Below are 19,647 nucleotides of genomic sequence, written 5' to 3'. Positions count from 1 at the left end.
GTGATTGCCCGCACGGCCGGCTGGAGCGCGCACATCATCGAGCAGCGGATCGACAACAAGATCATCCGCCCGAGCGCGAATTACACCGGACCGGACGATCTGCCGTTCGTGCCGCTCGCGAAGCGCGTGTAACACGGCCTGCGTTTTCTCCTCCATTGCGTCTCTAGAGCGCGATGCAATGAAGTTAGGCCTTGGCTCGCTGGAACCCCGAGCCAAGGTCATTTTTTGCCGCGGCATGCCACGACGCGTTTACCCGGCCAACCGCCAACCAGCGCGCTACAGCGAGCTAAACTACTCATACTGTCCGACTGATCCGCCGGCCCGGCGCCGCTAACAAAGGATCAGCGGATGGCGACCGGCACCAGCCGTCGTCCCCGGATCATTACTGTTCGTCCCCTACGCCATGAATATTGCCAACCGCAAACGCCTTCCCGGCACCCAACTGGACTTCTTCGACACGCGCGCCGCGATCGACGCGATCCAGCCGGGCGCTTACGACACCTTGCCGTACACCTCGCGCGTGCTGGCCGAAAATCTCGTGCGGCGCTGCGATCCGGTGACGCTGGTCGCGTCGCTGAAACAGATCATCGAACGCAAACGCGAGCTGGATTTTCCGTGGTTTCCGGCGCGTGTGGTGTGTCACGACATTCTCGGCCAGACCGCGCTGGTCGACCTCGCCGGCCTGCGCGACGCGATTGCCGCGCAAGGCGGCGATCCCGCAATGGTCAACCCGGTGGTGCCGACGCAGCTCGTGGTGGACCATTCGCTCGCAGTGGAATGCGGCGGCTTCGATCCGGACGCGTTCGCGAAGAACCGCGCGATCGAAGACCGTCGTAACGAAGACCGCTTCGACTTCATCAACTGGACCAAGCGCGCGTTCAAGAACGTCGACGTGATTCCGCCGGGCAACGGCATCCTGCACCAGATCAATCTCGAGCGGATGAGCCCGGTGGTGCAGGTGAAAGACGGCGTGGCGTTTCCGGATACGCTGGTCGGCACGGATTCCCATACGCCGATGGTGGACGCGCTCGGCGTGATCGCGATCGGCGTGGGCGGACTCGAAGCGGAGAGCGTGATGCTCGGGCGCGCTTCGTATATGCGGCTGCCGGATATCGTCGGTGTGGAACTGACGGGCAAGCCGGCCGAAGGCATCACGGCAACCGATGTGGTGCTCTCGTTGACGGAATTCCTGCGCAAGGAAAAAGTGGTCGGCGCGTACCTCGAATTTTATGGCGCGGGTACGGCGAGCCTGACGCTCGGCGACCGCGCGACGATCGCCAATATGGCGCCCGAATTCGGCGCAACCGCAGCGATGTTCTATATCGATGAACAGACCATCAAGTACCTGAAGCTTACCGGCCGCGACGACGAACTCGTCACGCTGGTGGAGACATATGCGAAGGAAACCGGCTTGTGGGCCGATAGCCTGAAGCACGCCGAGTACGAACGCGTGCTGACGTTCGATCTGTCGACGGTGGTTCGCACGTTGGCCGGGCCGTCGAATCCGCATCGCCGTTTGCCGGTGTCGGAACTGGCGTCGCGTGGCGTGAGCGGCAAGGTGGAGAACGAGCCGGGGTTGATGCCGGACGGCGCGGTGATCATCGCCGCGATCACCAGCTGCACGAATACGAACAATCCGCGCAACATGATCGCAGCGGGCCTGCTCGCGCGTAATGCGAACCGGCGCGGCTTGACTCGCAAGCCGTGGGCGAAGACGTCGCTCGCGCCGGGTTCGAAAGCGGTGACGTTGTATCTGGAAGAGGCCGGCTTGCTGCCGGAACTGGAGCAACTCGGCTTCGGCGTGGTCGCGTATGCATGCACGTCGTGCAACGGCATGTCCGGAGCGCTGGACCCCGTGATTCAGAAGGAGGTGGTCGAGCGCGATCTGTATGCGACGGCCGTGCTGTCGGGTAACCGGAATTTCGACGGCCGGATTCATCCGTACGCGAAGCAGGCGTTTCTCGCGTCGCCGCCGTTGGTGGTGGCGTATGCGATTGCGGGCACGATCCGTTTCGACATCGAGAAAGATGTGCTCGGCGTCGATGCCGAAGGTCAGGCTGTCACGCTGAAGGACATCTGGCCGACCGATGCGGAGATCGACGCGATCGTGGCGTCGAGCGTGAAGCCGGAGCAATTCCGCAAGGTGTACGAGCCGATGTTCGCGGTGTCCGTGGATACCGGCGAGCCGGCGAATCCGCTGTACGACTGGCGTGAGATGAGTACTTACATTCGACGTCCGCCGTATTGGGAAGGCGCGCTGGCGGGTGAGCGCACGCTCAAGGGCATGCGTCCGCTCGCCGTGCTGGGCGACAACATCACGACGGATCACCTGTCGCCTTCCAACGCAATTCTGCTGGATAGCGCGTCGGGCGAATACCTCGCCAAAATGGGCCTGCCGGAAGAGGATTTCAATTCGTACGCGACGCATCGCGGCGATCACCTGACCGCCCAGCGCGCCACCTTCGCGAATCCGACGCTGAAGAACGAGATGGTGGTCGAGGGCGGCAAGGTGAAGGCCGGTTCGTTAGCGCGTATCGAGCCGGATGGCAAGGTCACGCGCATGTGGGAAGCCATCGAAACGTACATGGAGCGCAAGCAGCCGTTGATCGTGATTGCCGGGGCGGACTATGGCCAAGGGTCGTCACGCGACTGGGCTGCCAAGGGCGTGCGGCTTGCCGGCGCGGAAGCGATCGTGGCGGAAGGCTTCGAACGGATCCACCGGACGAACCTGGTCGGCATGGGCGTGTTGCCGCTGGAGTTCAAGCCGGGCGTGAACCGGCTTACGCTCGCTATCCACGGAACCGAGACTTTCGACGTGATCGGCGAACGCAAGCCGCGCGCGGATTTGACGCTCGTGATTCATCGCAGGAACGGAGAGCGTGTCGATGTGCCGGTGACATGCCGCCTCGATACCGCTGAAGAGGTGTCCATTTACGAAGCGGGCGGTGTGTTGCAACGCTTTGCGCAGGACTTTCTGGAATCGTCGAGGGCGGCGGCTTAAGGCTGCTTTTCCAGCCTTTCTGTTTAATGTTTTATTGGTTGGATTGGTTGCGCCGCCGGCACTGTGTTGAAGGGGTTTTATTGCTTTCATGCGGCTTCTGGCGGCGAACGTAACGCAGGTGCGAGCGGCCGAGTTTGCGAATACCGCTCGCCCATATCAGGACACTTTCATGGCCCACTCACCCCAGATCAAGATTCCGGCTACCTATATGCGTGGCGGCACCAGCAAAGGTGTGTTCTTTCGCCTGCAGGATTTGCCCGAGTCGGCGCAAGTACCCGGTGCCGCGCGCGACGCGTTGCTGCTGCGTGTGATCGGCAGTCCCGATCCGTATGGCAAACAGATCGACGGTATGGGCGGCGCGACGTCGAGCACCAGCAAGACGGTGATCATCGCCAGAAGCAGCAAGCCCGATCACGATGTCGATTACCTGTTCGGGCAGGTGTCCATCGATCAGGCTTTTGTGGATTGGAGCGGCAATTGCGGCAATCTTTCCGCTGCGGTCGGGCCGTTCGCGATTAGCGCGGGGCTCGTCGATCCAAGCCGGATTCCGCGTGACGGTGTGGCTATCGTGCGGATCTGGCAGGCCAATATCGGTAAGACGATCATTGGTCATGTGCCGATGACCGATGGCGCTGTGCAGGAGACCGGCGATTTCGAACTGGACGGCGTGACCTTTCCGGCGGCCGAGGTTCAGCTTGAATTCATGGACCCGGCGGCGGAAGAAGAGGGCGGCGGCGGGGCGATGTTCCCGACCGGCAATCTGGTGGACGACCTTGACGTGCCGGGGCTCGGTACGTTGAAGGCGACCATGATCAATGCGGGCATTCCGACAATTTTCATCGAAGCGGAAGCGATCGGGTACAAGGGCACGGAGTTGCAGGACGCGATTAATAGCGACGAGAAAGCACTCGCGATGTTCGAGACGATTCGTGCGCACGGTGCTTTGCGGATGGGGCTGATCCAGCAGCTCGATGAAATCGCGACGCGGCAGCATACGCCGAAGGTCGCGTTTGTTGCGAAGCCGGCGGATTACGTCGCCTCCAGCGGCAAGCGCGTTGCGGCGGGAGATGTCGATCTGCTGGTGCGGGCGATGTCGATGGGCAAACTGCATCACGCGATGATGGGGACGGCCGCGGTGGCGATCGGCACCGCGGCTGCGATCTCGGGGACGTTGGTGAATCTCGCGGCCGGTGGCGGGGAGCGCGAGGCGGTGCGATTCGGGCATCCTTCGGGGGCGTTGCGAGTGGGGGCGGAGGCGCGGGAGAGCGGTGGCGAGTGGACCGTTACCAAGGCCATCATGAGCCGTAGTGCGCGGGTATTGATGGAGGGGTGGGTGCGGGTGCCGCGTGTGGGGATTGATTGAGGGACGTGGAGATGCCGATAGACCCTGTCAGGCTCAAGCTGGAAGAGCTTCTGGATGCGAACGCCCGATTTGACCTCGCGGCCAGAGGCACGACCAACCATTGTCCGATGGCGCTTGTCGCGTTGGCCGAGATGGGAGCGTCCACTGAGAGACTGCAGGCGTTCTTCGATAGGTGGGAGCGAGAGTACGCGCTGAGTGCGCCGCCGGTGGAAATGGTGATTGCCCGTGAAGAATGGTCCCGGCAATTGGGCAATGCCGCGGCATTCGGCGCTTTGCGTCTATTGTTTCTGGACTGGATCACAGAAGTCGGATCTGTTCCGGTCATCGTGGCCGTGCTGAACGAGGTGTCGTTTGCACCGGCAACGCAGGCTTTTCATGCGCTCATCAGGTTAGCGTATGGCATCGAGGCGGCGCATTCCGGTGAGATCGCTTCGAGCCTGGCGGCGTTGGTCTCTTCGCATCTGCCCGTTGACGTGCAGTTCGATGAAAGGCGTGCCGCGGAAAGTGTTGAGGCGGGTTTTGAACATGTCGTCGACGCAATGGGTGGTGGCGTTGTCGAGGGCAGTTCGATTACGTCACGCTTGCGGGTTGTTGCAAGCGACGCGCGATTCGAGCAGGCCGTCCTTGCGCCGCCAGTCTCGGCAGGTTTACTCGATGATCTGGCGCGGGCGACGATTGCCGCTTACTGGCGCTCGCGAAATTTCACGATCCTCCACACGGTGACCGCTACACACGCGGCGCGAATTCTTTTTGCGCAGTTGCCGGAGGCGATGGCGGAGCGATTGTTGCCCGAGTTGTGGGTGGCGTTGTGTGCGGCTTATGTAACCGTGGGTAGGCCAGCGAGCGTGGCAATGGCAGTGTCTGAGTCCGCCGTGAGCTGGAGTGACGTGCAACGATTAGCCGTGGCTTCGGACGACGATCACGTGATCAAGATGGCGTACACGTGTCTTTGCGAATACCGTCGGGAGCCATCGGCGGTTTATCTTGCGGCGGCGGTGCGGGTGGTGGGATTGGATCGCGAGCGGCGGTAGAGGCGTCCGCGTTCGCCCCCATGCACCGCTCGCCTAGGTATCTCAGGCGATACCCTCCTACCCCGCAGCAGCCTCCTCACGTATGCGGCGGGCTTCGTCGCGCAGGAACTGCTGGTAATCGTCCAGATCGCCGTCGAAAGGCTCGACGCCACCCTTGGTGACTAGCCAGAATTCATCGCATACGGCACGCAACAGCGCCCGATCGTGACTGACCAGCATCACCGTGCCTTCGAATTCGTTCAGCGCCATGGCTAACGCTTCGCGTGTGGCCAGGTCGAGGTGATTGGTCGGCTCGTCGAGCAGCAGCAGGTTGGGGCGTTGCCACACGATCATGCACAACACGAGCCGCGCTTTTTCGCCGCCGCTCATTGTGTGTACAGCCTGATGCACCATGTCGCCGCTGAAGTTGAAGGTGCCGAGGAAGGTGCGAAGCGATTGTTCGGTGCCGCTCTGGCCGGGCGCGCGCATCTGCGGCGGCGTGTCCTTGGCGAGACGGATCATGTGTTCCATCGGCGTGTCGAGCGGGCGCAGCACGTCGAGCTCCTGCTGGGCGAAGTAGCCGATGTTCAGGCCTTTGCCTTCGCTGATTTCGCCGGCAATCGGCGCTAGCGAGTGCGCCACCGTCTTCACCAGCGTGGATTTGCCCTGGCCGTTGGCACCGAGAATGCCGATGCGCTGCCCGGCCAGCACGGAACGGTTGATGCCCCGCACGATGACCGTGGGCGGCGTGTCCGGCGGCGCGTCGACCGGCGCGGGGTAGCCAAAGCTCGCGTCCAGCATCGACAACAGCGGGTTCGGGACGTTGAGCGGCTCCTTGAACTCGAAAGTGAATTCCGCATCGGCAAGCACGGGTGCAATCTTCTCCATGCGTTCGAGCGCCTTGACCCGGCTCTGCGCCTGTTTCGCCTTCGAGGCCTTGGCCTTGAAACGGTCGATGAATTTCTGCAGATGGGCGATCTTGTCCGCCTGCTTGGCCACCGCGGCTTGCTGCAACACGAGTTGCTCGGCACGCATCTCTTCGAACTTGCTGTAGTTGCCGCCGTAACGCACGAGCTTGGCGTTGTCGACGTGCACCGTCACCTGCGTCACCGCGTCGAGGAATTCGCGGTCGTGGCTGATCACGACCATGGTTCCCTGATAGCGCTTGAGCCACGCTTCCAGCCAGACCAGCGCGTCGAGGTCCAGGTGATTGGTCGGCTCGTCGAGTAGCAGCAGGTCGGACGGGCACATGAGCGCGCGCGCCAGTTGCAGTCGCATGCGCCAGCCGCCGGAGAAACTGTTGACCGGCTGGCTGAGCTGCTCGGCAGTGAAGCCAAGACCCTGGATCAGTGCCTGGGCACGTGCGGGGGCGTCGTGGGCACCGGCGTCGTGCAGGTCCATGTAGGCGTGCGCCATGCGCATGCCGTCGTCGCTAGCCTCGGCGGCGGCGACTTCGGCCTGCGCGGCCAGCAGCACGGTGTCGCCCTCGACGACGAAGTCCGTCGCGCTCTGCTCGGTCTCCGGCATGTCCTGCGCGACCTGGCCCATCCGGTATGCAGCGGGAATCGAGAACTCGCCGCTATCTTCGTGCAACGTGCCGTTGAGTAGGCCGAAAAAGGACGACTTGCCGGCGCCATTGCGGCCGACAAGACCAATTTTTTCACCAGGGGTGAAGGTGGCGGATGCGCTGTCGAGTACGACATTGACGCCGCGGCGCAGGGTGAGATTACGGACGGAAATCATAGGAAGCTACTTCGGAGAGGAGTCGCATGATAGCCGACTGGACGCGCCGGGCTGTTTATTATCTGGGCGCGCTGGTGCTTGGCGGCGCCGATTGGACACAAGGCGACTCCACTCTTTCTACGCCGATTCCTTCTCACCATCGAAGGCGAGGCGAGCTTCCGTGACCGCGGCATGATTCGCGTCAGCCCACATAATCAGAACGTTCAACGCCTCGAACATCGAACGGCCGAGGTCGGTCAGGCTGTATTCAACGCCGGGCGGCTTGGTGGGAAAGACCTCACGATGCACGTAACCATCGCGCTGTAGCTCGTGAAGTGTCTGCGTGAGCATTCGCTGCGAAATGTCCGGCACCAACCGGCGAAGTTCGCCGAATCGATGTGGTTGCTCCGCTAGCGCCATCATCAGCAATGAACTCCATCGGCCTCCGATGACATCGATGACGTCGCGCACCGGGCAATTCGTCAAAAGACCGTATTGGGCTCGGGCCTCGTCCAGCCTGGTTTTGAGTGCGCCTGGCGACGCGGTGGTGGTTCCCATCTGGTAACTATCTCCTCAAAAACTGCCTTCTTTACGAAGACCTGCCGAAGCTTGATTATCTTGACACTCTCAAAACGAGACTAACACTCAAAGCGAGGCCAAGCCATGAGCCATACGATTTTCGTCACCGGTGCAGCCGGTCAACTCGGTCAACTTGTCGTCAAACATCTGCTTGCGCGCGGCGTGGCGCACAGCCGCATCATCGCCGGCACTCGCAGTCCCGAGAAACTTGCCGACCTCGCAGCGGCCGGCATTCAGGTTCGAAAGGCGGATTTTGAAGATCCGCAGGGCTTGACCGAAGCGTTCAAAGGCGCCGGAACCGTCCTTATCGTCTCGACCGATGCGCTGGATGGGGCGGACACACGCCTGAAGCAGCATCGCAATGCGGTCCAGGCCGCCGTCGATGCGGGCGTCGAACGCCTCGCGTATACGTCGCAGCCCAATCCAGAGAGCTCGCGTCTAAGCTTCGCGGCGGACCATCTGGAAACCGAGCGGACCATCAAGGCCACCGGTCTGCCGCATGTGATTTTCCGAAACGGCTGGTATCAGGAGAATCTCCTCAGGGCGCTCCCCAACGCGCTGGAAAGCGGGCAGTGGCATTCGGCAGCGGAAGGCGGGAGAACGTCCTACGCCGCACGAGAGGAGATCGCTGAGGCGATTGCCGCAGCGCTGGCTGCACCGATTGCCGATAGCAGGACCTACACGCTCACCGGCCCTGAGGCGCTGTCGAATGAAGAGATCGCCGAGCTTGCTCGCCAGGCGACGGGCAAGCCCCTTGCTGTCGTTCATGTGACCGACCAGCAACTCGTCACGGGGCTCAAAGCGGCGGGTGTCCCTGACGTGTTTGTTTCTGTATTGGTATCTATTGAGGCGGAGGTTCGGGCCGGCAATCTTTCCATCGTCACGGACCATCTCGAAGCGCTCATCGGCCGCTCTCCGAAGCGGCTTGGCAGTTATCTGGTCGAGGCCAGGTCCAGCTATGCCGGGTGATCGGATCGACTGCTGTCGGCTACCCATTTCGGTGAAGCAACAGCATCTCCGCCTTGCCTGTTAAAACTTCTAACCTCGACCTTCGGCGGATGGTCCGGCAAATTTGACCGTGTAGGACGTCCGCTAGCGCACCGCTGCATACCTTGCCTTCGTCGTGAATGTTGTACCCTGAAAGCTGCTCATGGTGGGTGCCTGAAGGACGCATGTGGAACAATGGGATCCTATTTTTTTATCCTCGGCAGCTATGAACGTGCAAAAGCGAAATAACGTGCATACGCGCGGCGGAAGCGGAACGACCATGCTATTCGCGCATGGATTCGGTTGCGACCAGAACATGTGGCGGCTCTTCGCGCCTGGCTTCGAGGATCGTTACCGTACCGTCCTGTTCGATCTCGTTGGCAGCGGTGGGTCGGATCTGGCTGCTTACAGCCGCACCAGGTACAACACGCTGCAAGGCTATGCGGACGATGTACTGGACATCATCGATGGACTAGGGACCGGTCCCGTCATCTTTGTCGGCCACTCGGTCAGCGCGATGATCGGCATGCTGGCAGCGATCAGGTCGCCGGAGCGCTTCGCGGCGAATGTCATGATCGGTCCGTCTCCGTCATTTATCAATGACGGAAGCTATGTCGGCGGATTCGAACGCGCCGACATCGAAGAGCTGCTGGAAACGCTTGAAAATAACTACCTCGGCTGGTCGAGCACGATGGCACCGGCGATCATGGGCGCCCCGGGGCAACCGGAACTGGCGGATGAGCTGACGAACAGCTTCTGTCGTACCGATCCGGAGATCGCCAGGCATTTCGCTCGAGTGACCTTTCTCGCCGACCACCGTGCCGACCTGTCCCGCGTGACCACGCCCACCTTGATCGTCCAATCGAACGACGATCTTCTCGCGCCCGTCGCGGTCGGCGAGTACATGCACGACGCAATTGCGGGCAGCACGCTCAGCATCGTCGACAACGTCGGACATTGCCCACACCTGAGCGCACCGAGTGAGAGTAAGTCGGTGACTAATGCCTTTCTCCAGAGATTAGCGCTCTGATGGATAGCGGCCGTCAAACGCGCTTTGTCGTATTGCTGGGCGGAGAAGTCGGTAATTCACGCAGCGATTGTCGACAAACCAGTTCGGCATGTCGGACGCCGGTTAGTTGATGTTGTCGCGATGCGAGTACACCCACCGTTGATTTCATCGCCAAAAAACCGCTTATCACGATCCACATTCACCTGAACACGACAGCGCAGATTCCGCATCCGGGTTTTCACCGAGTCGATCACTGTCGATTTACCATCGCATCGCGCGTCGTATGGAAGAACGCCAAACTGTCGTCTGGCTTCACAGCCACACGACTTAAACGCCAACGGAGAGGTGAATGACTAAGGTAAGAGTAGCCGGGTTCAGTGTCTCGCTCGACGGCTTTGGCGCGGGAACCGCCCAAAGTCTGGATCACCCGCTTGGTGTGCGCGGGGAGGAAATCTTTCAATGGTTTTTCCCGACACGGACTTTTTGTCAGATGCTGGGCAAAGAAGGCGGCGACACCGGCCTTGACGACAAATTCGCGCAACGCGCCATGGAAGGTTTCGGTGCCTTCATCCTCGGTCGCAACATGTTCGGTCCGATTCGTGGGGAATGGCCGGACGATCAATGGAAAGGCTGGTGGGGTGACAATCCGCCGTACCATGCGCCGACCTTCGTGCTCACGCATCATCCGCGACCGTCAATTGAAATGTTGGGCGGCACGACATTTCATTTTGTTTCCGACGGTATCGAGAATGCCTTGGAAAAGGCGCGCGAAGCGGCAGGCGGAAAGGACGTCAAGATTGGCGGCGGTGTCGAGACCGTGAGGCAATACGTTCAGGCCGGCTACGTGGATGAAATTCATCTCGCCCTTGGTCCGGTTGCGCTCGGTCAGGGGGAGTCGCTCTTTAGCGGCCTGGATCTTCGCGCGTTGGGATATCGGACCGTCGAGCATGTGGCGACGGAGCGAGCCACGCACATTGTCCTCGCCAAATAAAGATGGCGATTAATGGCGCCCAGGATCGGCGAAGCACTGCTTTGGCCGATAGTGCGCATTGCCTGTTCGCCAGACGAGCAATGCGCACATACTTGGCAAGAACGCTTTACACAATAGTGCCCAACGCCTTCGCGAACCTGGCCACCGCACCTTCCACGTCATGCAGTTTGTCCAGGCCGAATAACCCGATGCGGAAGGTTTTGAAATCTTCAGGCTCGTCGCATTGAAGGGGGACGCCTGGCGCGATCTGCAAGCCGGCGTCGGCGAATTTCTTGCCGGATCGTATTCCGTCGTCGTCCGTATAGCTGACGACCACGCCCGGTGCCTCAAAACCTTCGGCCGCCACGCTTCTGAAACCGTTGTCCGCGAGAAGTGAGCGAATGCGCTTGCCGAGTTCGAGCTGCTCCGCGCTCACTTTATCGAAGCCATATGCCTCGGTTTCCTTCATGACGTCACGCAATGTCGCGAGCCCGTCCGTGGGCATCGTGGCGTGGTACGCGAACCCGCCGTTCTCGTAGGCTTCCATGATCTGCAGCCACTTGCGAAGATCGCAAGCGAAACTGCTGCTGGTGGTTGCGTCGATTTTTTCGCGGGCCAGCGGGCTAAGCATGACCAACCCGCAGCACGGTGACGCACTCCAGCCCTTTTGCGGGGCGCTGATCAGGACGTCGACGCCGCTCGCCTTCATATCGACCCAGACCGTGCCGGAGGCAATGCAATCCAGTACAAACATGCCGCCGACGTCATGCACGGCATCGGCCACCGCACGCAAATAGGCGTCCGGCAGCATGATTCCGGATGCGGTCTCGACATGCGGCGCAAACACCAGATCCGGCTTGTTTTCCCTGATCGCCGCGACGACGTCTTCGATCGGGGGCGGTGCGTACGCAGCCTGTCTCCCTTGTTCGATCGGACGTGCCTTCAGCACGATCGACTCCGACGGAATGCCGCCCATGTCGAAAATCTGCGACCAGCGAAAACTGAACCAGCCATTGCGAACGACAAGACACTTCTTGTTCGTGGCGAACTGCCGGGCAACCGCTTCCATGCCGAACGTCCCGCTGCCCGGGACGACAATGGCCGACTTCGCGTTGTAGACTTTTTTCAGGGAACCGGAAATGTCGCGCATGACTCCCTGGAAGAGTTGCGACATGTGATTGATTGATCGGTCGGTGTACACGACTGAATATTCGAGGAGCCCCTCGCGGTCGACATCGGGAAGTAAGCCTGGCACGTTTGTCTCCGTTTATAGACGAATATAAGCATCGAAAACTGATTCTAGCTAAACCACCTGGGGTGGCGGCCAAAAGCATTCTGGCATGGTTGGAGCCGTCCTCGTACTCTGCTTCAAACCCGGCTGCCTTTCGCAAGCGGTGGCTAGCTGTCCCGTGGGGCGTGGGCTTGGGGTTTAGGGATTGTAGCCGCGCCAGCAGTTGCTTCAGGCTGACACGCGATCCGCGCCCTTACCTCAGGCGTCGCGAGGCAGGTCGCAACCGCTTCATACCCCGGTGCGCCGGGGTAAGGCGCCACGCGAACCGGCGCACTGTGATTCGCGGGACAAAGAATGATCGCTTCGTCAGGTCCGACCGCTGTCAGATCCAGAATCGCCGACGAGCGTGTCATCAGGAAAAGAGGCCGCGCACCGGCGCTCGCACGGAGGCGAAGAAACGTGATCAACGCTTCCTGGGTGACGGCGTCGAGGCCCTGTTCGACCATATCGACAACCTGTGCGGCCGCGCCGTCCGCTTCCAGAGCGACAAGCAGGATCGTCAATGCTTCCGATTCAGTTGCGCCCTCATCGATCAGCCATTCCACGGCCCGATCGACGCGTGACTTTAACGCCGTATCGGCTTCCAGCAGCTTGAGCGCCGCGGCGCCTCGATCCTGCAGCCGATCCAGGCCAAGGAATACCGCGTCAGGCAAAGTCTCCGCGAGACGAAGCGCCAGCCTGGTTTTGCCGCTGCCCAGAGAACCGATGATGTAGTTAAGCGGACGAATGTCGCGAAGTTCGAAATGTTCACCGCCCCAAGGCCACGGAAGCGCGAATTTCACGCTAATTCCCGTTCGATCGATGAGTCGGGTCAACTCTCCATCACCTGGCATCCGACCACGCGCGAGATCGGCGCGGACGCGCCGGATTCTGTCCAGCTTCTGAACCAGTTCCTGAAGTTCCTCAGTCAATACGGTCTCGTGCGTCGCCAATGCAATGGCCAGACTTTGCGGATCGCCATCCAGCACGCGCGCGACCTGGGCAAGACTGAGGCCTAGCGCACGCAGCGCCACGATTTCGCCGGCGCGATCCATTTCGTTCGGACCATACACGCGATAGCCGGCTGCCGTTCGGCCCGGAGTGACCAGTCCCTGCTGCTCATATAGCCGCAGCGCCTTGATCGACACACCGAGCTGACTGGCCGCTTCCGATGCGTTCAGACACGGGGCGGAATAGCTCATTCAGTCACCTCTTTCTGTTAATCCGTTGCGGCAAGCATGAGGGCGGCCCCTGGGGCCGGGTCAACAAAATGGCGCAAGAGTCACGTCAAAGCAACGGCAACGTCACGCGAATATGCTCCGCGAACGCCATGGTCAAATGCGAGGGCCGATCCCGCTCGAACTTCAGCGTGATGCCGATCGCAGGCAAAACCGGCAACTGCGGATCATCGCCGATGACGCAGAGATCCGAAGCAACCGCCGTCTGCGTAATCACCGCGAAAGCCTGTCCTGATCGCACCAAAGCCGTGAGGCCGGCAAGACTGCTACTGGCATAGGCAATGCGATAACGCCTTCCCACACGTTGCAGCGCTTCGCATGCGGCCACATGATCGAGCGTGTCCGGATCCGACAGCGCCAACGGCAGCGGATCGAAATGCGCGGCATCCATTCCCGGTCCGCCGACCCAAACCAGCGGCTCCCGGCGAATGATGGTTGAATCGGTCGCATCTTCCGGCAGTGAAATCATCGCCAGATCCAGCGCGTGCATCTCGAGCTGTTCACGCAAACGCGGCGTGGGGGCGCATATGACCTCCACCAGAGCCTGCGGATGCTGACTGGAAAATTGCCGCAGCAAATGTGGCAGAAAAACGGCGGCATAGTCGTCCGGGCAGCCGAAACGGATCGTCCCCGATAGCCCCTTTCCTGAAAGATCCGCCATCGCCTCGTCGTGCAGTCGCAAAATGCGCTGAGCGTGGACCAGCAGCCGTTCACCGGGATTCGTCAGCACGACCCCGCGACCCGTGCGTTGTAACAGCGGTTGATCGACGATTTCTTCGAGGCGCTTCATCTGCTGACTCAATGCCGACTGGGTCCGCCCGATCCGGTTGGCAGCACGACTCAGCGCCCTGACCTCGGCAATCACGACAAACGAACGCAGCAGATCGATTTCGAGTGAGAGGCTCAAGATATTAGGCTCGCTTCTAGCTTCCATTAGAACTATTCGTTTCTATGAAACCAGAGAGCCCTCTAGACTGCAAGCTATTCCCGCCACCCGGCCAAGGAGAAGCACCGTGTCCCGCAACGACGACGCAACGTTCTGGCGCAACGCCAGGCAGCACCTGATCCGCTACGGCGGCACTTTCGAGCCGCTGATTATCGAGCGCGCTCAGGGCAGCTTTGTTTATGACGCGGATGGCCGGGCGATCCTCGACTTCACGTCGGGGCAAATGAGCGCGGTGCTTGGGCACAGTCATCCGGACATCGTGTCCGTCATCAACGAATACGCCGGCAAGCTCGACCACCTGTTCAGTGGCATGCTGTCACGTCCGGTGGTCGATCTCGCCACGCGCCTCGCCGACATCACACCCGACGGACTCGACCGTGCATTGTTGCTCAGCACCGGCGCGGAGTCGAACGAAGCGGCTATTCGCATGGCGAAGCTGGTCACCGGCAAATATGAAATTGTCGGTTTTGCGCAGTCGTGGCACGGCATGACGGGGAATGCCGCATCCGCAACCTATAGCGCGGGTCGAAAAGGCGTCGGTCCCGCAGCGGTCGGCTCTTACGCGATTCCTGCGCCGTTTCCGTATCGACCGCGTTTCGAGCGTCACGGCGAATACGATTACCTGGCGGAATTGGACTACGCGTTCGATCTCATCGACCGTCAATCCAGCGGCAATCTCGCCGCCTTTATTGCCGAGCCGATTCTCAGTTCGGGCGGGATCATCGAATTACCGGAAGGCTATATGGCCGCGCTGAAGCGCAAATGCGAGGAGCGCGGCATGCTGCTTATCCTCGACGAAGCGCAAACCGGAGTGGGACGTACCGGCACGATGTTCGCGTGTCAGCGCGACGGCGTCACGCCCGACATTCTCACGCTGTCGAAGACACTCGGCGCGGGTCTACCGCTCGCGGCGGTCGTGACCACCGCGCAGATCGAAGAGCGCGCTCACGAATTGGGTTACCTGTTCTATACGACTCACGTGTCCGATCCGCTGCCCGCTGCGGTTGGTCTGCGCGTGCTGGACGTGGTCGAGCGCGAGGGGCTGGTGGAGCGCGCGAACGTGATGGGTGCGCGACTCAAACGCGGCTTGCTGGATCTGATGGAAAGTTTCGATTGTATCGGCGACATTCGCGGACGCGGGCTGTTGCTGGGAATGGAGATCGTCAAGGATCGTCGCACGAAGGAACCGGCGGATGGCCTCGGCGCAAAGATCACCCGCGAGTGCATGAATCTGGGGCTCAGCATGAACATCGTGCAATTGCCGGGAATGGGCGGTGTATTTCGAATCGCGCCGCCGCTGACTGTCCGCGAAGAAGAGATCGACCTGGGTCTGGCACTGCTGCGGCAGGCGATCGAGCGTTCTCTCTGACCCGCCGCAGATTGAGACTCTTTCTAGTTATGCGGCCACAGATAGCAGTATTGCTGACTGTCCTCGAAACTGGGGCCGACGGTGCCGTCTGCCGCGATTTCTTTCAACCATCCATTCGGATCTTGTGCGGTGGGGGTATCGCCGCAATTGGTGTGAACCCAATGAATGCCGCCTTGAAAAGGAAGGCCGCATAGTTCGAGTTTGTCGCCCACCGCAATGCTGTTCAACGGCGGCGGCACGACGGCTGCACCCTGCTGATAACCCGACGCGAAGACGTTGTCGATTGCGACGTCGTAATCCGCTCCGTCCGCGTCGCCTTTCAGTGTTAAATGCGTGTGCGACAGCTCGACGCCTTTGCGAAACATTCCGTGTTTGAACGTGGGGGCGGACACGACCTGACCGACGAGCAGCGTTCCTGCATTAGCGGCGCATTGCTGCGCGTCGTCGGCCAATGCGCGGGTGGATAGCAAAGCCAGCACGAAACATAGACTTACCGACGACACGACGCCGCGCTGGATGCTGCGGCCTTCGTGAAATTTTAATAACGACATGGCAGAAGCTCCCTCCGAGTTTTGATTTGACCATGCAGCCCGCGCAGCAGAACAATCCATGCGAAAGGAATTGCCTTCACGCCGACTCGCTTAATACGCATATCTTCGTCGCTGAAACGCTGCGGCAGTCTATCAGCATGGCGTGCACGAGTTATGCGCGAGCGTTCATTTGTTGGTGGACAGATAAAGCGTGATCAATCGGGTGGCTTCCTTGGCTAACGAGTCATTCTGAGTTTGCGCCGGATCGGTCAGTACCGCGCGATGAGCGAGCGCTTCCATGGTGGTTTCAATCATCGTCGCGGCGACGCTCAAATCGATGTCCGGCGCGATTTCATCGGCATGTTTTCTGAGCGTGGATTCGAGTACTTTTACCGCTCTCTTTCTGACGACTTCCGTGCGGTTCGCCACGCCGAGCCGCGGCGCCAGTTCGATTACACAACGATGACGTTCGGGTGTCACGTGATGTGAGACGAACGCGAAGTCGACGAGCGCGCGTATGCAATCGTCCAGTGTTATGCATTTACTATCGTCGAGCGCGGTTTCGAAAGCGATCACAAATTCGTCGCAGCAGCGGTCGACTACGGCCACGGCCAGCGCCGCCTTGTTCGGGTAGTACTGGTACAAGGTGCCGACACTGACGCCGGCGCGTTCGGCCACTCGTGCTGTCGTAAAGCTTTCATAGCCTTCGTCCAGCAAAACCTGAATAGTGCCTTCGACAATCGCGTCGACGGTCGCTTTAGCGCGCGCTTGACGCGGCGCTTTCCTTGGGTTTACGTCCATTGGGCGGCATTATAAGCGTGCTCGGGAAAAGCGAATAGTCAATTCCAGTGATTTGTCCGATATTCGATGGACGCAATCACGGGGCGCCGCAGCGGCGCCATTCACTCCCATCACGCTATCACGTCATGAACACCAATCCCTATTCGCAGCTCGTGCGCTATCAGCATTGGGCGAGCCGTGGCCTCTATGAGGTGGTCGACCATCACATCGATCGACTGAACGCCGAGGACGCCGCGAACATCATGCGTATTCTCGATCATATCTTCGTTGTCGAGCGGGTCTTTCAGCATCATCTTCAGGGGCTGCCGCACGGGTTTCAGGCGGCGCGTTCGGATGTCATGCCCGACCTGCAGCGACTCGCTAAAGACGCGATGGAGGTCGACGGCTGGTACGTTTCCTATGTCGACACGCTATCCGCGCAGGCTGCCGGGGAAACCGTGGATTTCGCTTATATCAATGGCACGCCGGCCCGCATGACACGCGGCGAAATGCTTCTGCATGTCTGCCTGCACGGTACCTACCATCGCGGCAACGCAGGGGTGCTGCTGTTGAAGAACAACATCATGCCGAATCAGGACCGCATGACAGATTTTCTTGAAGCCGTTGCCTGAGTGCAGCCTGAGCAATTGTCTACATGACTCATTCGATAAGAGGAACGAGAAGAATGAATCCACAACCACTTCATGACGGTTCGGCGGCGCTTCACCTGAACGACACCTGTGTCTTTCTGGCACGAGATGGAACCGTACGCTCTTATGCGAAAACCGCCGAGATCCTGAGAAAATCGGGCAGCGATCCCGAGTTGGCGGACGGCCGCATGCTCGCCATGTTTCAGGTGAGCGGCCCGCATGATGTGCACTATCCAACGTGGGAAATGCACCCTGACGGAGATGAACTTCTTATTCTGGCGTCCGGTTCGCTCTCGGTGGAAGTGCGCGATGGACCGACGGTACGCTCCGCGCGTTTGCCTGCGCAAGCGGCCTTCGTCGTGCCGGCTGCGCAATGGCATCGCCTGATCGTGCATGAACCGTCGGTGTTGATCGCGATTACGCCGCGCCGCAATACCGTTCACCAGAACTGGGAAGAGGAGACGCGGCCGGCGGATTGAACACGCCACCGCGCTGACTTTATCTATCGCGGGAAAGCCGGGTCATACGCGTGAGCGTGGCGTCCTGAAACACGAAATGATGCGCGAGCGCCGCGAACGTGTGTAACCCGATCAGCCAATAGGCGGCGTTACCGATCAGAAAATGCGCGTTGTGAAGGAATTGATGGGCGACGGGATCGGCTCCAAACAGGCGGATATGCCATCCCATGCCGATGAGCGTCACGGCATTTCCACCGGTGTTGACCATGGCGATGCCGAGCAGCGGCTGCACGAATATCAGCAGATAGAGCGCGAGATGCGTGAGGCGCGCCATGAAGAGCTGAACCGGAGAGTGCGCGAGCTCCGCGGGCGAACCGTGCCAGAGCCGCCACAGCAAGCGCAAAACCGACAAGCCGAGAATCAGCGAGCCTGCCCAGATATGAACGGCGTTCCAGAAAAGTCGGCTATCCGATCCTTTAGGCCCGCGTATTTCGATGGCAAAGAGCCCCACGACGATCAGCACCGCCGTCGTCCAATGGAAGAACATGGCGGGCTTCGAATACGAGGGGGCGCGCTTGGACGACTGCATGGATTCACTCCCGGTGTTGAATGGCTGAAGACCACGTGAGAGTGAAGCGCAGCAAGCGTAACAAGCGCCCAAAGCACCACCTTCGACACGATCACATGGGTGGTAAACGCCCATGTCGTTCGACTTATTCCAGCGGGATCGTGGTCGGAAGGCGGCTTTTTTGTAATGGATTGTGTTGCTCAGCGTGTTGCGTCAGAACGATTCGCCGACCATCTCTTCGCTTTTGCGCCAGAGCGCGGCAGCGTGATCCGTGTCGAGTGCATAACGCCGAACGCCTTCGCTAATCGGCGTAATGACCACGTCGTCCGCAACGATTTTGCTGACATGGCAGTTTTCGCAGTATTGGCCGCCGACCTCGTCGGCTGTGGCCACCACCGCGGTCCATACCGAGGTCGCCGCGCCTTGCGGAACCGTCTTGAACTGGAACGGCCCCTTGCCCTCCGACGCAAGCTGACTGTTGATGCTTTCCATCATGGCGGTCAACTGACCTTCGCCCATGTGACGCGCCAGTTCCGTCATGATTCCGCCCGGATGAACGGCCGCTGTCCGCACGCCGCGTGCGCGATGGCGCTGGTCGAAGGCCACCGCAAAGAGGATATTCGCGGTCTTGGCGCGACCGTATGCGACGAACGGATCGTAGGGCGTGTGCTCGAAGCTGGGATCGTCGAGATCCACGTCCGCGAAACGGTGTCCTGACGACGCCAGCATGACCACGCGGCCACCCGAACGGATCAGCGACGCCACGCGATTCACGAACACGAAATGCCCGAGATGATTCGTGCCGAACTGCGTCTCGAAGCCGTCCGCTGTCTTGCCGAACGGCGTGGCCATCACGCCTGCGTTCGCGATGATCACGTCGAGCGGTTGACCTTGCGCCAGCAGCTTGTCGGCGCAAGCGCGAACGTTCGCGAGGTTCGCGAGATCGAGTTCGATCAACTCGATATTGCCGCCTGCCGCGGTGGCCTCGCGTTGTGCGTCGGCGGTCGCCTGCTGGGCCTTTTTCAGGTCCCGGGCCGCGCCGATCACGCTCGCTCCGCGCGCGGCGAGCGCCCGAGCCGTTTCTACGCCCAGCCCGGCGGACACACCCGTTACGAGAATTCGCTTGCCATGAAGGTCCACGCCCGCGAGTAACTCGTCGGTCGTTGTGGTCGCACCCAATTTCTCGGTCATCTTTGC

Annotated in this window: 19 protein-coding genes; 10 read left to right on the top strand and 9 right to left on the bottom strand. The window is 60.5% G+C overall.

Annotation, left to right across the window (positions count from 1 at the left end; genetic code table 11):
• From B0G83_RS18995 to B0G83_RS18980, 4 genes are all read left to right on the top strand, one after another.
• The coding region (locus B0G83_RS18995) for a citrate/2-methylcitrate synthase (RefSeq protein WP_308701473.1) at positions 1-132 on the top strand (132 nt) is incomplete at its 5' end.
• A 271-nt stretch (positions 133-403) separates the two neighbouring features.
• Positions 404-3,001 (top strand): Fe/S-dependent 2-methylisocitrate dehydratase AcnD, encoded by a 2,598-nt coding sequence (gene acnD / locus B0G83_RS18990; RefSeq protein WP_105508912.1) that lies wholly within the window; start codon positions 404-406, stop codon positions 2,999-3,001.
• A 169-nt stretch (positions 3,002-3,170) separates the two neighbouring features.
• Positions 3,171-4,364: a 2-methylaconitate cis-trans isomerase PrpF gene (gene prpF, locus B0G83_RS18985; protein WP_105508958.1), complete on the top strand. Its 1,194-nt coding sequence runs from the start codon at positions 3,171-3,173 to the stop codon at positions 4,362-4,364.
• Between the two features lie 11 nt (positions 4,365-4,375).
• Positions 4,376-5,395: a questin oxidase family protein gene (locus B0G83_RS18980; RefSeq protein WP_105508911.1), complete on the top strand. Its 1,020-nt coding sequence runs from the start codon at positions 4,376-4,378 to the stop codon at positions 5,393-5,395.
• 57 nt (positions 5,396-5,452) lie between these two features.
• On the opposite strand, the gene B0G83_RS18975 is transcribed toward B0G83_RS18980, so the two are convergent.
• Both B0G83_RS18975 and B0G83_RS18970 read right to left on the bottom strand, forming a co-directional pair.
• A complete protein-coding gene (locus B0G83_RS18975) occupies positions 5,453-7,117 on the bottom strand; it encodes an ABC-F family ATP-binding cassette domain-containing protein (RefSeq protein WP_105508910.1) in 1,665 nt (554 codons plus the stop codon).
• A gap of 117 nt (positions 7,118-7,234) precedes the next feature.
• A complete protein-coding gene (locus B0G83_RS18970; protein WP_105508909.1) occupies positions 7,235-7,654 on the bottom strand; it encodes a helix-turn-helix domain-containing protein in 420 nt (139 codons plus the stop codon).
• A 105-nt stretch (positions 7,655-7,759) separates the two neighbouring features.
• On the opposite strand from B0G83_RS18970, the gene B0G83_RS18965 reads away from it, so the two are divergent.
• The 3 genes from B0G83_RS18965 (at position 7,760) to B0G83_RS18955 (ending at position 10,662) form a co-directional block, all read left to right on the top strand.
• Entirely contained in the window at positions 7,760-8,644 is an 885-nt protein-coding gene (locus B0G83_RS18965; RefSeq protein ID WP_105508907.1) for an SDR family oxidoreductase, read from the top strand.
• Between the two features lie 244 nt (positions 8,645-8,888).
• Complete coding sequence (locus B0G83_RS18960) at positions 8,889-9,692, top strand: alpha/beta fold hydrolase (protein WP_105508906.1); 804 nt, start codon at positions 8,889-8,891, stop codon at positions 9,690-9,692.
• A gap of 328 nt (positions 9,693-10,020) precedes the next feature.
• Positions 10,021-10,662: a dihydrofolate reductase family protein gene (locus B0G83_RS18955; RefSeq protein WP_105508905.1), complete on the top strand. Its 642-nt coding sequence runs from the start codon at positions 10,021-10,023 to the stop codon at positions 10,660-10,662.
• 106 nt (positions 10,663-10,768) lie between these two features.
• Here the strand turns inward: B0G83_RS18955 and B0G83_RS18950 are convergent, their stop codons facing one another.
• From B0G83_RS18950 to B0G83_RS18940, 3 genes are all read right to left on the bottom strand, one after another.
• Entirely contained in the window at positions 10,769-11,896 is a 1,128-nt protein-coding gene (locus B0G83_RS18950; protein ID WP_105508904.1) for an aminotransferase class V-fold PLP-dependent enzyme, read from the bottom strand.
• 143 nt (positions 11,897-12,039) lie between these two features.
• Positions 12,040-13,113: a MerR family transcriptional regulator gene (locus B0G83_RS18945; protein WP_105508903.1), complete on the bottom strand. Its 1,074-nt coding sequence runs from the start codon at positions 13,111-13,113 to the stop codon at positions 12,040-12,042.
• An 85-nt stretch (positions 13,114-13,198) separates the two neighbouring features.
• Positions 13,199-14,083 (bottom strand): LysR family transcriptional regulator, encoded by an 885-nt coding sequence (locus B0G83_RS18940; RefSeq protein ID WP_105508902.1) that lies wholly within the window; start codon positions 14,081-14,083, stop codon positions 13,199-13,201.
• Between the two features lie 79 nt (positions 14,084-14,162).
• Between B0G83_RS18940 and B0G83_RS18935 the strand changes: the two genes are divergently transcribed.
• Positions 14,163-15,464, top strand: a complete 1,302-nt coding sequence (locus B0G83_RS18935; RefSeq protein ID WP_105508901.1) for an aspartate aminotransferase family protein — start codon at positions 14,163-14,165, stop codon at positions 15,462-15,464.
• Between the two features lie 23 nt (positions 15,465-15,487).
• On the opposite strand, the gene B0G83_RS18930 is transcribed toward B0G83_RS18935, so the two are convergent.
• Both B0G83_RS18930 and B0G83_RS18925 read right to left on the bottom strand, forming a co-directional pair.
• Positions 15,488-16,015 (bottom strand): hypothetical protein, encoded by a 528-nt coding sequence (locus B0G83_RS18930; protein WP_258167955.1) that lies wholly within the window; start codon positions 16,013-16,015, stop codon positions 15,488-15,490.
• A 165-nt stretch (positions 16,016-16,180) separates the two neighbouring features.
• Complete coding sequence (locus tag B0G83_RS18925; RefSeq protein ID WP_105508900.1) at positions 16,181-16,795, bottom strand: TetR/AcrR family transcriptional regulator; 615 nt, start codon at positions 16,793-16,795, stop codon at positions 16,181-16,183.
• Between the two features lie 125 nt (positions 16,796-16,920).
• Here B0G83_RS18925 and B0G83_RS18920 point away from each other — a divergent pair, with 125 nt between their 5' ends.
• A complete protein-coding gene (locus B0G83_RS18920) occupies positions 16,921-17,406 on the top strand; it encodes a DinB family protein (protein WP_105508898.1) in 486 nt (161 codons plus the stop codon).
• A gap of 53 nt (positions 17,407-17,459) precedes the next feature.
• Positions 17,460-17,903, top strand: coding sequence for a hypothetical protein (locus tag B0G83_RS18915; protein WP_105508897.1), 444 nt, complete (start codon positions 17,460-17,462; stop codon positions 17,901-17,903).
• A gap of 19 nt (positions 17,904-17,922) precedes the next feature.
• Here B0G83_RS18915 and B0G83_RS18910 read toward each other — a convergent pair whose 3' ends face one another.
• Both B0G83_RS18910 and B0G83_RS18905 read right to left on the bottom strand, forming a co-directional pair.
• Positions 17,923-18,471 (bottom strand): cytochrome b, encoded by a 549-nt coding sequence (locus B0G83_RS18910; protein WP_105508896.1) that lies wholly within the window; start codon positions 18,469-18,471, stop codon positions 17,923-17,925.
• A gap of 192 nt (positions 18,472-18,663) precedes the next feature.
• The gene (locus B0G83_RS18905) at positions 18,664-19,641 is read right to left on the bottom strand and encodes an SDR family NAD(P)-dependent oxidoreductase (protein ID WP_105508894.1); all 978 of its coding nucleotides are present in this window, start codon (positions 19,639-19,641) and stop codon (positions 18,664-18,666) included.
• Between the last annotated feature and the right edge of the window lie 6 nt (positions 19,642-19,647).

Origin of the sequence: Paraburkholderia sp. BL21I4N1, assembly GCF_002973525.1 — a bacterium.
GTDB lineage: Bacteria > Pseudomonadota > Gammaproteobacteria > Burkholderiales > Burkholderiaceae > Paraburkholderia.
The sequence above is the reverse complement of the archived record's forward strand: the minus strand, read 5'-3'. Positions and strand labels throughout refer to the sequence as shown.

What these genes read in the sequence shown, in the direction of transcription:
- acnD (WP_105508912.1), top strand. Translation starts at nt 404, where the DNA reads ATGAATATTGCCAACCGCAAACGCCTTCCCGGCACCCAACTGGACTTC.
- prpF (WP_105508958.1), top strand. Translation starts at nt 3,171, where the DNA reads ATGGCCCACTCACCCCAGATCAAGATTCCGGCTACCTATATGCGTGGC.
- B0G83_RS18980 (WP_105508911.1), top strand. Translation starts at nt 4,376, where the DNA reads ATGCCGATAGACCCTGTCAGGCTCAAGCTGGAAGAGCTTCTGGATGCG.
- B0G83_RS18975 (WP_105508910.1), bottom strand. Translation starts at nt 7,117, where the DNA reads ATGATTTCCGTCCGTAATCTCACCCTGCGCCGCGGCGTCAATGTCGTA.
- B0G83_RS18970 (WP_105508909.1), bottom strand. Translation starts at nt 7,654, where the DNA reads ATGGGAACCACCACCGCGTCGCCAGGCGCACTCAAAACCAGGCTGGAC.
- B0G83_RS18965 (WP_105508907.1), top strand. Translation starts at nt 7,760, where the DNA reads ATGAGCCATACGATTTTCGTCACCGGTGCAGCCGGTCAACTCGGTCAA.
- B0G83_RS18960 (WP_105508906.1), top strand. Translation starts at nt 8,889, where the DNA reads ATGAACGTGCAAAAGCGAAATAACGTGCATACGCGCGGCGGAAGCGGA.
- B0G83_RS18955 (WP_105508905.1), top strand. Translation starts at nt 10,021, where the DNA reads ATGACTAAGGTAAGAGTAGCCGGGTTCAGTGTCTCGCTCGACGGCTTT.
- B0G83_RS18945 (WP_105508903.1), bottom strand. Translation starts at nt 13,113, where the DNA reads ATGAGCTATTCCGCCCCGTGTCTGAACGCATCGGAAGCGGCCAGTCAG.
- B0G83_RS18940 (WP_105508902.1), bottom strand. Translation starts at nt 14,083, where the DNA reads ATGGAAGCTAGAAGCGAGCCTAATATCTTGAGCCTCTCACTCGAAATC.
- B0G83_RS18930 (WP_258167955.1), bottom strand. Translation starts at nt 16,015, where the DNA reads ATGTCGTTATTAAAATTTCACGAAGGCCGCAGCATCCAGCGCGGCGTC.
- B0G83_RS18925 (WP_105508900.1), bottom strand. Translation starts at nt 16,795, where the DNA reads ATGGACGTAAACCCAAGGAAAGCGCCGCGTCAAGCGCGCGCTAAAGCG.
- B0G83_RS18920 (WP_105508898.1), top strand. Translation starts at nt 16,921, where the DNA reads ATGAACACCAATCCCTATTCGCAGCTCGTGCGCTATCAGCATTGGGCG.
- B0G83_RS18915 (WP_105508897.1), top strand. Translation starts at nt 17,460, where the DNA reads ATGAATCCACAACCACTTCATGACGGTTCGGCGGCGCTTCACCTGAAC.
- B0G83_RS18910 (WP_105508896.1), bottom strand. Translation starts at nt 18,471, where the DNA reads ATGCAGTCGTCCAAGCGCGCCCCCTCGTATTCGAAGCCCGCCATGTTC.
- B0G83_RS18905 (WP_105508894.1), bottom strand. Translation starts at nt 19,641, where the DNA reads ATGACCGAGAAATTGGGTGCGACCACAACGACCGACGAGTTACTCGCG.